At 62.5% G+C, this 12,954-nt stretch carries 16 protein-coding genes; 12 read left to right on the forward strand and 4 right to left on the reverse strand.

The genetic code is table 11. The features are described from left to right. On the forward strand, window positions 1–427 hold a 427-nt coding region (locus NKI72_RS06575), incomplete at its 5' end, for a phosphotransferase (RefSeq protein ID WP_352849990.1). A 37-nt stretch (window positions 428–464) separates the two neighbouring features. On the opposite strand, the gene NKI72_RS06580 is transcribed toward NKI72_RS06575, so the two are convergent. Continuing rightward, on the reverse strand, window positions 465–932 hold the full coding sequence (locus NKI72_RS06580; protein ID WP_352454415.1) for a carboxymuconolactone decarboxylase family protein: 468 nt from the start codon (window positions 930–932) through the stop codon (window positions 465–467). Window positions 933–1,017: 85 nt separating this feature from the next. Here NKI72_RS06580 and NKI72_RS06585 point away from each other — a divergent pair, with 85 nt between their 5' ends. From NKI72_RS06585 to NKI72_RS06600, 4 genes are all read left to right on the forward strand, one after another. Further along, window positions 1,018–1,689: a TetR/AcrR family transcriptional regulator gene (locus NKI72_RS06585; protein ID WP_352849991.1), complete on the forward strand. Its 672-nt coding sequence runs from the start codon at window positions 1,018–1,020 to the stop codon at window positions 1,687–1,689. Between the two features lie 4 nt (window positions 1,690–1,693). Beyond that, the gene (locus NKI72_RS06590) at window positions 1,694–2,305 is read left to right on the forward strand and encodes a hypothetical protein (protein ID WP_352472592.1); all 612 of its coding nucleotides are present in this window, start codon (window positions 1,694–1,696) and stop codon (window positions 2,303–2,305) included. After that, a complete protein-coding gene (locus tag NKI72_RS06595) occupies window positions 2,302–3,150 on the forward strand; it encodes a 23S rRNA (adenine(2030)-N(6))-methyltransferase RlmJ (RefSeq protein WP_352836536.1) in 849 nt (282 codons plus the stop codon). Before NKI72_RS06590 ends, NKI72_RS06595 begins: the two co-directional genes overlap by 4 nt. A 125-nt stretch (window positions 3,151–3,275) precedes the next feature. Beyond that, window positions 3,276–3,728, forward strand: a complete 453-nt coding sequence (locus NKI72_RS06600; RefSeq protein WP_023677684.1) for a hypothetical protein — start codon at window positions 3,276–3,278, stop codon at window positions 3,726–3,728. A 36-nt stretch (window positions 3,729–3,764) separates the two neighbouring features. On the opposite strand, the gene NKI72_RS06605 is transcribed toward NKI72_RS06600, so the two are convergent. Then, window positions 3,765–4,124 carry a VOC family protein gene (locus NKI72_RS06605; protein ID WP_352472594.1) on the reverse strand — a complete coding sequence of 120 codons (360 nt, stop codon included), beginning with the start codon at window positions 4,122–4,124 and terminating at the stop codon, window positions 3,765–3,767. 117 nt (window positions 4,125–4,241) lie between these two features. Here NKI72_RS06605 and NKI72_RS06610 point away from each other — a divergent pair, with 117 nt between their 5' ends. Beyond that, on the forward strand, window positions 4,242–4,994 hold the full coding sequence (locus NKI72_RS06610) for a sulfite exporter TauE/SafE family protein (RefSeq protein WP_352836533.1): 753 nt from the start codon (window positions 4,242–4,244) through the stop codon (window positions 4,992–4,994). Between the two features lie 38 nt (window positions 4,995–5,032). Here the strand turns inward: NKI72_RS06610 and NKI72_RS06615 are convergent, their stop codons facing one another. Then, on the reverse strand, window positions 5,033–5,668 hold the full coding sequence (locus NKI72_RS06615; protein ID WP_352836530.1) for a TetR/AcrR family transcriptional regulator: 636 nt from the start codon (window positions 5,666–5,668) through the stop codon (window positions 5,033–5,035). Window positions 5,669–5,730: 62 nt separating this feature from the next. On the opposite strand from NKI72_RS06615, the gene NKI72_RS06620 reads away from it, so the two are divergent. From NKI72_RS06620 to NKI72_RS06630, 3 genes are all read left to right on the forward strand, one after another. Continuing rightward, the gene (locus tag NKI72_RS06620) at window positions 5,731–6,261 is read left to right on the forward strand and encodes a DinB family protein (protein WP_352836527.1); all 531 of its coding nucleotides are present in this window, start codon (window positions 5,731–5,733) and stop codon (window positions 6,259–6,261) included. A gap of 494 nt (window positions 6,262–6,755) precedes the next feature. Beyond that, window positions 6,756–7,175, forward strand: a complete 420-nt coding sequence (locus NKI72_RS06625; protein WP_352836524.1) for a hypothetical protein — start codon at window positions 6,756–6,758, stop codon at window positions 7,173–7,175. A gap of 486 nt (window positions 7,176–7,661) precedes the next feature. Continuing rightward, entirely contained in the window at window positions 7,662–8,258 is a 597-nt protein-coding gene (locus NKI72_RS06630; protein ID WP_352472598.1) for a glutathione S-transferase family protein, read from the forward strand. Window positions 8,259–8,335: 77 nt separating this feature from the next. Here the strand turns inward: NKI72_RS06630 and NKI72_RS06635 are convergent, their stop codons facing one another. Next, on the reverse strand, window positions 8,336–8,986 hold the full coding sequence (locus NKI72_RS06635; protein WP_352849993.1) for an outer membrane protein: 651 nt from the start codon (window positions 8,984–8,986) through the stop codon (window positions 8,336–8,338). A gap of 419 nt (window positions 8,987–9,405) precedes the next feature. Between NKI72_RS06635 and NKI72_RS06640 the strand changes: the two genes are divergently transcribed. From NKI72_RS06640 to pgsA, 3 genes are all read left to right on the forward strand, one after another. Next, on the forward strand, window positions 9,406–10,182 hold the full coding sequence (locus NKI72_RS06640; protein ID WP_352472599.1) for an SDR family oxidoreductase: 777 nt from the start codon (window positions 9,406–9,408) through the stop codon (window positions 10,180–10,182). Continuing rightward, window positions 10,179–12,257, forward strand: coding sequence for an excinuclease ABC subunit UvrC (gene uvrC, locus NKI72_RS06645; protein WP_352836521.1), 2,079 nt, complete (start codon window positions 10,179–10,181; stop codon window positions 12,255–12,257). Before NKI72_RS06640 ends, uvrC begins: the two co-directional genes overlap by 4 nt. A gap of 100 nt (window positions 12,258–12,357) precedes the next feature. Next, a complete protein-coding gene (gene pgsA / locus NKI72_RS06650) occupies window positions 12,358–12,954 on the forward strand; it encodes a CDP-diacylglycerol--glycerol-3-phosphate 3-phosphatidyltransferase (RefSeq protein ID WP_023719790.1) in 597 nt (198 codons plus the stop codon).

Consider the following 12,954-nt stretch of genomic DNA (forward strand, 5'->3'; position numbering starts at 1 on the left):
CCCGGCGGCGGCGCGGCGGGGGGCCCCCCCCCCCCCGCCCGCCGCGGCGGCGGTGGGGGCCCCGCCCTGGGCCGCGGTTGGCCCGGGCCCGCCGGTCTGGGTCCATGGCGACGTCGCCTCGGGCAATCTGCTCGTCGAAGATGGCAAGCTCTACGCGGTCGTCGATTTCGGTAGTTCGGCTATCGGCGATCCTGCCTGTGATCTGGTGATCGCGTGGACGGAATTTTACGGCGAGAGCCGTCAGGCGTTCCGCGACGCCATTGCCCTTGACGAGCACAGCTGGGCGCGCGCACGGGGCTGGGCGTTGTGGAAGGCGCTGATCGTCGCTTCGGGACATGACGGCAACCAGCGCGAGGCGGAAAAATCGTGGCGGGTCATCGATGAGGTGCTGGCGGATCACACAAAACAGTCGAAGCGGGAAGGCTAATTCAGTCTGAACGCGTCCCGCTCTAATAACGAAAGCATTACTGCCCGCCCATCTCCTTCCTGAACGTATCGAAATCGACCTGCATGCCGTTGAAGATGGTGCTCCAATGGCGGGTCAGCGCTGAAACGGCGACCGCCTCCTGGATCTCCTCGTCGGTGGCGCCGGCGCGCTTGGCGTCCTGCGTGTCCGACCAGATACAGTAGTTGCACGGGATTTGCGCCGCCACCGCCAGCGAGATCAGCGACTTGACCTTCGGCGGCAGCGCCGTCTTGTCGCTGAGCTGGATGGCCTTGACCTCGGCCCATGCACCGGGCAGACCGGCTTTCGGGAACTGCTTTACGAAACCGGGCACCCCGCCCATGGTCGACTGGATGTCCTTGACGGTCGCGTCATACTCATCGGCATAAGAAGGAGCTGCAGCCAGGGTCAGCACACAGGTGGCGGCGAGCAGGCAGGCGCGGCGGATGGAAGAATGCGTTGATGAAAGAGTACGATAGGCAGACATGACATTCTCCTCTGGCGTTTGTTGGCCTTACGGTGTAAGGTAACGTCGAAAATGAACCTTACAGCGTAAGTTGTCAAGCGGCACCATGGACACATCGATCAAAAAAAAGCGACCGCGCGGCCGGCTGTCTCGCGAGATGATCGAGGATGCCGCTTTGAAGGTGATCGAGAGCGAGGGCCTCGCCGGGTTTTCGATGCGCAAGCTGGCGGCAGAACTCGGCTGCGAAGCCATGAGCATCTATCACCACTTTCCTTCGGTGGCGCATCTCTTCGAAGCCTTGGTGGATCGGCTGATCGGCTCCCTCGAAATGCCCGACGCGGACCTCCCTTGGCGACAAAGGTTACGCATTGCCGTGCAGGATTTCCGCCGCGTCGCGCGTGAGCACCCGGCCTTTGCCACGTTCCTTGTAACCTACCGGATGAATTCGCCGACCTGTCTCACTTGGCTGAACGGCATCCTTGGCCTGTTCGAGGCCGGCGGCTTCGGACCGCAACTGGGTGCGCGGCTGTTCCGCACCACCGGCTATTATCTGATGGGTGCCATCCTCGACGAGACTGCCGGCTATGCAAAGGGGCCTTCGGCCGTGACCATCGTCAGCGACGAGCAACTGGCGCAGGATTTTCCAAAAGTAGCTGCGGCCGGGCGTTATTTCGGCACCGCCGAATTCGACCGGACATTTGATCTCGGCCTTGACATGCTCCTGGACGAAATGGAGCGCGCCCGCGACGGCACCATCGCGCCGAACACCGGGTCTTGATGTCATGCGCTCCCTGTTCGCCCTGATACTGCTCATCGGTACCGGCATCGGCGTCGTCTATCCCTGGGCGATGACCAATTTCTCCGGCCGTGAGATCGGCACCTGGCGAGTTTACGACCAGGGCCGGTTCAAGCCGGTGACCGTGCCCCTGAGCGCACGCGACGGGCCGCTACGCCTGCTGGTCGACCTTACGGCAAGAGCCGAGCGCATCGTCTCGCAGCAGCGCACTGTGTTGACCCTCACTGCCGCCACCGGCGGCAGGACGGTGCTCGCCTCGACGCTGCAGTTCAACCATTCCGACAATCCGCGCCAGGTCAGCCCGCAACTGCCGGACAGGATCTTTCGCGACGAGGCTGGCCTGATCCCGACCGTTACCCCTGGTTCCTACATCTTCACCGTCGGTCCGGGCGACGCCGAAGGCATTCCGATGCGGGCCGTCGATCTCGTCCTGCGCTCGGGGGCCGGCGAGGTCGACCGCCGGGCGCGCCCGGTTGGTTTTTCCCTGATGGCGGCGGGCCTGGTCGGGCTGGTGCTGGCATTCCGTTTCGGCGGCCGCCGGCCGGAAAATCCGAACTCGCAGCCGCCACCGCCGCGCTGGGGCAGGGGCTCCAATTGAACTATCGCCATGCCTACCATGCCGGGAACTTCGCCGACGTCGTCAAGCATGTCGTGCTCAGCCGGCTGATTGAATATCTGAAACAGAAGGACAAGGCGTTTCGGGTCATCGACACCCATGCCGGGATCGGCCGTTACGATCTGTCCTCGACCGAAGCGCAAAAGACCGGCGAATGGCAAGGCGGCATCGGCCGGCTCGTCGATGCGGCCCTCGATGCGCCGGCGGCAGCACTGCTGGCGCCGTATCTTGAAGCCGTCCGCTCGCTCAATCCGGACGGCGGCGTGAAAAAATATCCGGGTTCGCCGTTGATCGCCCGGCACCTGATGCGCAAGCAGGACCGGCTGTCGGCGGTCGAACTGCACCCTAAGGATACCGCCAGGCTGAAGGCGCTGTTCGACGGCGACTTCCAGACCCGGGTGATCGAGCTCGACGGTTGGCTGGCCCTCGGCGCGCATCTGCCGCCAAAGGAAAAGCGCGGCCTCGTGCTCATCGATCCGCCTTTCGAGGAAGAGGGCGAGTTCGGTCGCTTGGTCGACGGGCTGCAAAGAGCCCATCGGCGCTGGCCAGGAGGGATTTACGCGCTGTGGTATCCGCTCAAGGACCGCAGGGCGGTCGCCGCCTTCCGCAAGGCGCTGAAGCAGACGGGCATTTCGAAGCTGCTCGACATCGGTTTTGAGATCAGGCCGGACGCCGTCGAGCCGAGCCTCGACGGCTGCGGCATGGTGGTGGTCAATCCGCCCTTCACGCTGGAAGGCGAGTTACGGACGCTGCTGCCGGCGCTGCACCGGCTGCTTGCACTTGAGCAGCCGTCGCATTGGACGCTGGACTGGCTGGCGGGAGAGTAGTTTGAGGGCGCGGCCCTGCCGTTCCGTCAGCGCAACCATCGTCACCACAACCACGGTCGCTACAACCGCTTGACCGCGCGTCAGCGAATCCGCACAGTGCGCGCAGTCGACCTTGAGAGGCTGCCATGACTCGCTTCGCCCAATCCGCCCTTGCCGCACTGCTCGCCTTTTGCACGCCGCTGGCCGCGCCTCTTGGCGTCACCCAGGCAGTCCAGGCGGCCGACCTTGCAATCTATACCGACGAGGATAGCGGCGTCTGCGGCGAGGCCTGGGTGCTGAACAAGATCACCGACCGCTTCTCCTATCAGGTGCATCACGTGCCGCATCTGCCGGATGTGCAGATCGTCGACTTCCAGCGCATCCACCAGCATCGCTATCTGCCGGCCGACGACACCTGGCCGATCGGCCGCCGTTATTGCGGCGCCACCGTCAGCCTCTCCGACGGCGGCGCTCGCACCATCTGGTACCTGATCGAGGAAGGCCAGGGCTTTGCCTCGATCGGCGACAATGTCGAATTCTGCGTCTCGGGCTTCGACCGCTGGATGGTCTACAACGGCCGGTGCCGCGTCCTGCGCTGACCAGCGCCTTCCGATCCCGACGGATTGTTGCGTCACTTAGGTGGTCGAGAAAAGGAACACCTGACGGCCATCAGGATCACGGACGATCACACGTCTGCCCATAGCCGTCGCCTTGACGTCCGCAATGATTCCAAAGCCGTTGGCCTTGGCGGCAGAAGCAGCTTCATCTGCGTTGGCGACTTCGAAGCCGATCATCGTTCCCGCTCCTTCCGGCGTCGTTGCTTCTGCCGGGTAGAGTTCGATCGCAAGCCCTTCACCTTGGAACGCGAAATGTATCGGACCGGAGCCATGCTGCTCTTGCCTGAAGACAATTCCAAAATTCGCGTAGAAAGCCGCGGCTGATCTGGGATCAGCCGAAAACCATGTGACAAATGCCAAGCTCGGCAAGGAGGACATTCATACCTCTCTGGTGTTGAGGGTCCAAGGTCGGACGAGGTTGCGAAAATCGGAGACTTCCATGCATGTCAACGCCAACCGACCACATCGATCATTTTGCGGGGGAAACAGCACCACATGGATTCGCTTGTTTATACTGTTACTCTCGGCGCGGTCGTTGCAGGCTTCGTCCAGGGGCTTTCCGGGTTCGCTTTCAGCCTGGTTGCCATGTCCATTTGGGTTTGGACCGTGGAGCCCCAGCTTGCTGCCGCCATGGCGGTCTTTGGGGCGCTCACCGGCCAGATCATCGCCGCCGTCACCGTCCGCCGGGGCTTCGAGCTCAAGCTTCTGCTGCCATTCCTGATCGGGGGGATCATCGGGATTCCGGTCGGTGTCGCCATCCTGCCTTTGCTGGATGTGCAGTTGTTCAAGTTGGTCTTCGGAGCGCTGCTGGTCGTTTGGTGTCCCTTGATGCTCTTTGCGCCTCGCCTCCCTCCCATCACGGTCGGGGGTCCTGTTGCAGACGGTGCAATAGGTCTGGTCGGCGGCATCATGGGTGGACTTGGCGGCTTCACCGGCCCGGTTCCAACGCTGTGGTGCGTGCTGCGCCAATGGGAAAAGGACAGGCAGCGTATTGTCATCCAGAATTTCAACCTTGTGACCCTCTCCATGACGATGGCTGCCTATCTTGCGGCCGGAAAGATCAAGCTCGAAATGCTGCCGATGTTTGCCCTCGTCGCGCCGGCGATGTTGATACCGACACTCCTTGGCGCGAGACTCTACATCGGCGTTAGCGAGGCGACTTTTCGAACGATCGTCCTCACACTCTTGGCCGCATCAGGTGCGGCATTGTTGGCATCGTCCTTGCCGCACCTCGTACGCCGGGTTTGAACGACACACAGAAATCCCGACTTCCGCCGTGCCATGCGCTATCGACCGATGCGGCCTGCTCCCGATAGGTAGGCGCAGATCAGTTCGACGAGTTGCTTTTGCAGCTCCGGCGCGGCGAGCATGTTCCGGCGTGCCGCGTTATGGATCACACCTTCGATCGCTGACGACAGCACGCGCGCCACGGCCTCCGTGTCGGCGCCTTTCCTTGGCTTGCGATAAGTGGCGACAGCAGTCGCATAGTGATTGAGGTATTGTGCCTGGAACGAAGCATGGGCGGCCCTGGAGCCGCGATCGCCCGGCGCCTCGTCGAGCAGCACCTGATGTAGTGTCGGGTGAATGCTGTGCGCAGCGATCATGCCGCGCACCAGCTCCTGCGCGAATTTCCTGAGCGGCTTTTGGTCTTCCGCCGAATCGCGAATGACCGACAGCACATGATCGAAGTGACGGCGCCGGACGGCAGCGAGCAGGGAAAGCTTGTCGGGAAAATACTGGTAGAGCGTGCCGATGCTTACACCTGCTGTCTCGGCAACCTTGTTGGTGGTGAAGCCGGCCCACCCCAGCCCGCTCAGAACATGAGCCGCCGCCTCGATGATCGCCTCGACGGTTGCCCTGGAACGCGCCTGGCGCGGCTGTTTGCGCATGCGCGGATGCGGTTTTGCAAGGCGAGTAGACACGTTCGCCCATTCTCCTGAAAATATAAACAACATACTCGCATTTCCGAAAAAGGACACCGACCATGAATGCGCTCGCTCTGCTTCGCAGCCTGTTTGCCTATCAGGCCTGGGCCAACGACGAACTGCTGGAAAAGCTCGCGAGTCTCGACCCGCATGTTCACGGCAAGGAACGGCAGGCCGTGATAGGGCTCATCGATCACAGCCATGTGGTGTCGCGGATATTCTCGTCGCACCTGGTTGACGCAAGCCATGGCTACTCCGCCGATAGCACCGAGGACACGCCGGCGTTCGACGAACTTCGCGCCGCAGTCGCAGCGACCGATCGCTGGTATCTCGATTATCTCGAAACCGTCTCGTCGCGGCAGCTGTCCGAGCCCGTCGCATTCGTGTTCACCGACGGGGATAAGGCATTGATGTCGCGACAGGAAATGCTGACCCACGTCGTACTGCACGGCGGCTATCATCGCGGTGAAGCGGGGCGCATCCTGGCGCAGATTTCGGTCATGCCGCCATGGGATACCTTCGCCGTCCATCTCCACAGGGCCGAGCCTTCGCGCCGGCTGCAGATAAGCCGTGAGCCGCTCGGCGCCTGAACGGCCAAGCGCTTTCGATCACGCGGTCGCCTCGACCGGATCTATCGAACGATATCCTGTCCTTCAGAAATGCGAGCTGTCTGCTTACTTTCATCGCGTCGTGCAAGATAGTGCAGCGGCGTGCTCGTCGCGTTGCTTCCTACTTACCTGTAGTTTATCTTTTCGAACAAGACGAGGCGGGCGACCGCCTTCGTTCTTGACAATGTTCGCGCTGAGCGTCGGACGTTGAAGCGCAAAGCTGGTCGAAAAGGTCCTGAGCTTGACGAGAAGACCGGTCGAGATAGAACGACCAGAATTTCTGTCGCAGAACTTCGCTGCGGGACACAAAGATTCGCAGCCGGTTTTTGCGCGGGTAAAATGGTCGCGCGCTCGCCGTAACCGAAACTTAAGCTGCAAAAATCATTCTAATGCTTCGCTGGCTAGCAAGCCGCGAGTCAGATATGCAATGCGCGCCGGGTCAATAACGGCCGTCGGCACAACGGAAGGGGCATGATATGGCTAAGCAGTCATCCAAAGCGCCGGCATCCAAGGCACCGGCAAAGTCACCGGCAAAGAAAGCACCGGCAAAAGCAGCCGCGGCAAAGGCCGCAACTGCTGTGAAGAAAGCAGCACCCGCGGCCAAAGCGAAGGCCGCTGCGCCTAAGGCAAAAGCAGCGCCGGCCAAAAAGCCGGCCGCCAAGGCCGCGGAAAAACCGGCCGTGAAGAAAGCAGCACCTGCCAAGGCAAAAGCAGCACCGGCCAAGGCCAAGGCTGCACCGGCCAAGAAGCCGGCTGCAAAGGCCGTGGCGAAGCCCGCTGCGAAGAAGGCAGCACCGGCAAAGGCCGCCGCTGCGAAATCTTCCGCAGCAGTGAAGAAAGCAGCGCCCGCGGCCAAGCCGAAGGCAGCGCCCGCAAAGGCGAAGGCCAAGAAGTAGTCGCCGTTCTCCGATCGCCGGGGACAGTACTCAAGACAGCCATGGCGGGATGCCTAATAGGCGCCTCGCTTGCTGGCTGACGGTCGGGCAGGACGAGAAAGAGGCGGGAGGAAGACATCTTTTCGCAGCTCCCAGGACTTCGCCGTGCGGCGAAGTCCGGTGGGATTTTCGTGGCTGCCAAAACCAAACCTTCGGTGCAAGGCCTAGTTGGTAGTTGCTCGGATCTGGATTGTCCGACGCGCTCGCGTCTGCCGACGCACCTCCGATTCATCGCATCCGAACGCGAGACAATGGTTGTACGCTGGCGGCGCGGTTTTCCGCCTCTGGCCGTTGATGAACCCTGCATGATCGGTCAACGGTGCCCATGCACGAGCCCCTGTCGGAATCGATTTTCGGTGAGGGTCATGCACGAAGTCACAATGCTACCGCATCCTTTGCGCGTCCAATGGGGCATATGGAGCTGTAGCCGGCAAACAGGAATCGACAATGCCCAGACTGCTCTACGCGTCTACTTCTCCCTACAGTTCCAAGGTGCGCATGGCAGCACTTCATGCCGGCATCGCCGTCGATCTCGTGCCGATAAAGACCGAGGAAAGACCGGCCGCGCTGATCGGCGCCAATCCGCTCGGCAAGATCCCGGTGCTGGTGCTCGACGACGGCCGCTCGGTCCATGACAGCCGCGCCATCACCCAGCATCTCAACCGGATGTCGAAGAACGCATTGTTTCCGCGCAATCCCGACAAGCGCCTCGAGGCGGAGGTGCTGGAGGCATTGGCCGACGGCATCTGCGACTGCGCGCTGTCGATGGTCTACGAGCGGCGCACACGGCCGGAAGAGATGGTCTACCAGCCTTGGCTCGAGCGCCAGTGGACGAAGATTTCGGACGCGCTCGATCTGCTCAACGCAAACCCGCCGAAGCTGCCGAAGAAAATCACCCTCGGCCAGATCGCATTGCGCGCCTGCCTCGGCTATCTCTCGCTGCGCTTCGCTGGAAAATGGGAAAAGGGCCGCGGCCGGCTGACGCGCTGGGCGGCACGCTTCGACGAGAAATTCCCGGAGCTGAAGCCCGCCATCCCGGCTTGAGGGCGGGCGGCCCCAACCGGTGCCACAAAAAAAGCCGGGCGCGAGGCCCGGCTTTTTCGTGTCGTGGCTTGGACGACTTAGAACTTCATACCGACGCCGAAAGTGACGCGATTGTCGGTCGACTTGACCTTGCCGATACCGTCGAAGTCCTTCCTGCCGAAGTCCGTGTAACGATACTCGACACGGCCGAACACATTGTCGGTGATCTTGATGTCGGTACCGACGCCGGCTGTCCAGCCAAACTGCGTGTTGGTATCGCTTACGCCGGCAGCTTCAATCTTCTGGTTCTTCAGCGCGCCACCGGCGGTGCCGTAGAGCAGGATGTCCGGGGTGACAGCGTAGCCGAGGCGGGCACGCAGCGAGCCGTCGAAGCCACCCTTGGCCTCGATGCCGGCATCGTCGCCCTTGACGCCGTTGTAGCCGATATCGGCTTCGGCACCGTAGACGAAGTTCTCCTGCTGCCAGTTATAGCCGCCGAAGACGCCGCCGACAAAACCCTTGGTGTCGACGTCGACACCAATGTCTTTGGCTTTGGCGTGGCCGGCGAAGCCGTAGCCGACGCTCACACCGGCATAGGGACCGGCCCAGGATGCGACCGGAAGTTCTGCGATCGGGGCAGGTGCCGGCGGCTCTTCCTGAACCACGTCCGCGGCATAGGCGGTTCCGCCGAGGGCGAACAGCCCAAACGCCACCGCGAGCGGTCGCGCAAATTTAAGATTGGCTTGCATTGTTCTTTACTCCTTAAGCCACAGGACACAGGCTTGTTGTTTATGAGCGCCCTCAACCCGTCCGGGGGATGAAACGGATCCGGCGTTCAACGGTTCCAAATGTCGTGTCGAAATGCGGCTGAAGCGAACCTGAACTTGGGTCATTCCCTGGCACGAATGAGGCAGAACCTTGACGTTGCATCTTCGCAACAGCGAATGTCAGCAGGTTCGCCGTGCTGCACTGCACACGGCTTGGTGTAAGGGCTCCAGAGCCCTATATTGCGGGCGGGCTGGCCCGAATTCCGGTCGAGCCAAAACGCCCACCGGGCACTTTGCCACAATCCTGCCCCAGGTGGAAATGGGATTTAACGCTTGGCGGGCCATAATTTGCCGGCGCGATCCCGGCAGGCCGGAATCGGCATCGGATTAAGGATTGACAGATGAGCAAGGTCGCCGCGACGGCACTGGTGACGGGCGGTGCGAAACGGATCGGCAGGGCGATCGTCGAAGATCTTGCCGCGCATGGTTTTGCCGTCGCCATTCACTGCAATCGCTCGCTGGCCGAGGCGGAGGCACTGGCGGCCGAAATCAACAGTGGTCATTTTGGTCGACATGGCCGGGCCGCAGTGATTGCTGCCGACCTGACCGAGATGGACGCCGTCAGCAACCTGGTCGGTCGCGCGGCGGCGGCGCTCGGGCCGGTGTCGCTGCTGGTCAACAACGCCTCGCTGTTCGAGCACGACAGCGTTGAGGATTTCGACTGGCCGGCCTGGGATCGCCATTTCGCCATGCACGTCAAGGCGCCGGCGCTGTTGGCACAGACTTTCGCCCGGGCCTTGCCGCAGAACAGTGAGGGGCTGATCGTCAACATGATCGATCAGCGCGTCTGGCGGCCGACGCCGCGTTATTTCTCCTATGCGCTGTCGAAGTCGACGTTGTGGGCGGCGACCGAGATGATGGCGCAGGCGCTGGGTCCCCGCATCCGTGTCAACGCCATTGGTCCTGGCCCGACCTTGAAGAACACGCGCCAGCACGACAGCGATTTCGATGCTCAGATTGCCGGGCTGATCCTGAAACGCGGCCCGGAATTGCCGGAATTCGGTGCCACTATCCGTTATCTCTGGGCGGCACGCTCGGTCACCGGCCAGATGATCGCGCTTGACGGCGGCCAGCATCTTGCATGGCAGACGCCCGATGTGACAGGCATGACGGAATGAGCCCCATGGACCAGAAACAAAAAACGCGCGGTGGCGCCGACGACCTGCCGCCCGAAATCGACCTCGAGGACGAGGCGGCCGAGGAGGTCGTCGAGCCCGCAGCCAGCGGTCCGGACGTTACCTTCACCGCCATCGACTGGACCCCGCATGCCGGCGACGCCGACGGCATGGTCGGCGCCGAGGTGATCCAGACGCTGGTAAAGCGGCTGCCCAATGCGCCCGGCGTCTACCGCATGATGAATGCCGCCGGCGACGTGCTCTATGTCGGCAAGGCACGCAGCCTGAAGAAGCGGGTCACCAGCTACGCGCAAGGCCGGTTCCACACCAGCCGTATCGGCCGCATGGTGCGCGAGACATCGACGATGGAGTTCGTCGTCACCCGCACCGAGATCGAAGCGCTGCTGCTTGAAGCCAACCTCATCAAGCGCTTGCGGCCACGCTTCAACGTGCTGATGCGCGACGACAAGTCGTTCCCCTATATCCTGTTGACCGGCGACCATGTCTCGCCCGGTATTTACAAGCACCGCGGCGCGCGCTCGCGCAAGGGCGACTATTTCGGCCCCTTCGCCTCGGCCGGCGCAGTTGGCCGTACCATCAACTCGCTGCAGCGCGCCTTCCTGCTCAGGAGCTGCACCGACTCCTTCTACGAGAACCGCACCCGGCCTTGCCTTTTGTTCCAGATCAAGCGCTGCGCCGGCCCGTGCACCGGCGAAATCTCGCACGGCGACTATGCAAGGCTTGTCGCCGAGGCGAAGGATTCTCTCTCCGGCCGCAGCCAGAAGGTGAAGACGGAGATCTCCGCCGCCATGCAGCAGGCTTCGGAGAACCTCGATTTCGAACGCGCCGCCATCTACCGCGATCGGCTGGCGGCGCTGTCGCATGTGCAGAGCCATCAAGGCATCAATCCGCAGACCGTCGACGAGGCCGATGTCTTCGCCATCCATCAGGAGGGCGGCCAGGTCTGCATCCAGGTGTTCTTCTTCCGCACCGGCCAGAACTGGGGCAACCGCGCGTATTTTCCCAAGGCCGATCCGGCGCTCGAAGCCGGCGAGGTGCTGGGATCGTTCCTGGCGCAGTTCTACGACGACAAGCCGACGCCGCGCACCATGCTGTTGTCGCATGGCGTCGAGGACCAGGAATTGCTGGCGGAGGCCCTCTCCACCCGCGCCGGCCGCAAGGTGTCAATCTCCGTGCCGCAGCGCGGCGAGAAGAAGGACCTGACCGACAACGCGCTGCAGAACGCGCGCGAGGCGCTCGGCCGGCGGCTCGCCGAAACCTCGACCCAGGCGCGGCTGCTCACTGGCTTTGCTGAGACCTTCGGCCTGGAAAAACCGCCGGTGCGCATCGAGGTCTATGACAACTCGCACATCATGGGCACCAACGCCGTCGGCGCCATGGTCGTCGCCGGGCCGGAAGGTTTTGTGAAGAACCAGTATCGAAAGTTCAACATCCGCTCGACCGAGATCACGCCGGGCGACGATTTCGGCATGATGCGCGAGGTGATGCAGCGGCGCTTCTCGCGGCTGTTGAAGGAACATGGTGACGCCCCGCAAACCGAGGGCGCGGACGAGGCGAGCCCTACCGAACCGGGCGACGATATCGAGGACGCGGGCGCCTTCCCCGCCTGGCCCGACGTCATCCTCATCGACGGCGGCCAGGGCCAGATGACGGCGGTGCGCAAGATTCTCGCCGATCTCGGCATCGAGGACCGCGTCGTGGCCATCGGCATCGCCAAGGGTCAGGACCGCGATGCCGGCCGCGAACGCTTCTTCGTCAAGGGCAAGGCCCCATTCTCGCTGCCCGTTCGCGATCCGGTGCTCTATTTCGTGCAGCGGCTGCGCGACGAGGTCCATCGCTTCGCCATCGGTTCGCACCGCGCCCGCCGCAAGAAGGAGATGGTCAAGAGCCCGCTCGACGAGATCAGCGGCATCGGCCCCGGCCGCAAGCGCGCGCTGCTGATGCATTTCGGTACGGCCAAGGCGGTCAGCCGTGCCGCCGTCGAGGACCTGGTCAAGGTCGACGGCATTTCGGAGCAGGTGGCGAAATTGGTCTACAATCATTTTCACGAGAGCTAAGACCTATTGCCGATATTTCGGCTGGCTAATCGATTCTGGCCTGTTGACCCCCCACATTCGCTTCTGATTTGACTAAGCAGGCAGAAAGAGTTCCCAAAACATGTCCCAGCGCGCGTTCAACCTGCCCAACATGCTCACCTACGCCCGCATCCTGGCGGTGCCGCTGGTGGTGCTGTGCTTCTTCCTGGAAGGCCATCTGAAATCGAGCGACTTCGCGCGCTGGTCGGCGCTCATCATTTTCCTGCTCGCCTCGATCACCGATTACTTCGACGGCTATCTGGCGCGCGCCTGGCAGCAGACCTCCAACATCGGCAAGATGCTCGACCCGATCGCCGACAAGCTGCTGGTCGCCACTTGCCTGCTGCTGCTTGCCGCCGACACCGACCGCCATGCCGGCATCGCCGGCTGGTCGCTATGGGCGGCGATCATCATCCTGTGCCGCGAGATCCTGGTCTCGGGCCTGCGCGAATATCTGGCGGCCTTGAAGGTCTCGGTGCCGGTGACGCAGCTCGCCAAATGGAAGACCACCATCCAGATGATCGCCATCGCCTTCCTGCTGGCAGGTCCCGCCGGCGACAAGATCTTCCCGCTGACCACCCAGACCGGGCTGGTGCTGCTGTGGATCGCAGCCCTGGTGACGCTCTACACCGGCTACGACTATTTCCGCGCCGGCCTCAAGCACATCATGGATGAATAA

The sequence above is a fragment of the Mesorhizobium sp. M0437 genome (assembly GCF_040321335.1).
Taxonomy (GTDB): Bacteria; Pseudomonadota; Alphaproteobacteria; order Rhizobiales; family Rhizobiaceae; genus Mesorhizobium.

Coding starts and splice junctions, on each gene's coding strand:
- NKI72_RS06605 (WP_352472594.1), bottom strand. CDS start 4,124: ATGTCCTCCTTGCCGAGCTTGGCATTTGTCACATGGTTTTCGGCTGAT.
- NKI72_RS06610 (WP_352836533.1), top strand. CDS start 4,242: ATGGATTCGCTTGTTTATACTGTTACTCTCGGCGCGGTCGTTGCAGGC.
- NKI72_RS06590 (WP_352472592.1), top strand. CDS start 1,694: ATGCGCTCCCTGTTCGCCCTGATACTGCTCATCGGTACCGGCATCGGC.
- NKI72_RS06600 (WP_023677684.1), top strand. CDS start 3,276: ATGACTCGCTTCGCCCAATCCGCCCTTGCCGCACTGCTCGCCTTTTGC.
- NKI72_RS06580 (WP_352454415.1), bottom strand. CDS start 932: ATGTCTGCCTATCGTACTCTTTCATCAACGCATTCTTCCATCCGCCGC.
- NKI72_RS06640 (WP_352472599.1), top strand. CDS start 9,406: ATGAGCAAGGTCGCCGCGACGGCACTGGTGACGGGCGGTGCGAAACGG.
- NKI72_RS06620 (WP_352836527.1), top strand. CDS start 5,731: ATGAATGCGCTCGCTCTGCTTCGCAGCCTGTTTGCCTATCAGGCCTGG.
- uvrC (WP_352836521.1), top strand. CDS start 10,179: ATGAGCCCCATGGACCAGAAACAAAAAACGCGCGGTGGCGCCGACGAC.
- NKI72_RS06625 (WP_352836524.1), top strand. CDS start 6,756: ATGGCTAAGCAGTCATCCAAAGCGCCGGCATCCAAGGCACCGGCAAAG.
- NKI72_RS06635 (WP_352849993.1), bottom strand. CDS start 8,986: ATGCAAGCCAATCTTAAATTTGCGCGACCGCTCGCGGTGGCGTTTGGG.
- pgsA (WP_023719790.1), top strand. CDS start 12,358: ATGTCCCAGCGCGCGTTCAACCTGCCCAACATGCTCACCTACGCCCGC.
- NKI72_RS06585 (WP_352849991.1), top strand. CDS start 1,018: ATGGACACATCGATCAAAAAAAAGCGACCGCGCGGCCGGCTGTCTCGC.
- NKI72_RS06630 (WP_352472598.1), top strand. CDS start 7,662: ATGCCCAGACTGCTCTACGCGTCTACTTCTCCCTACAGTTCCAAGGTG.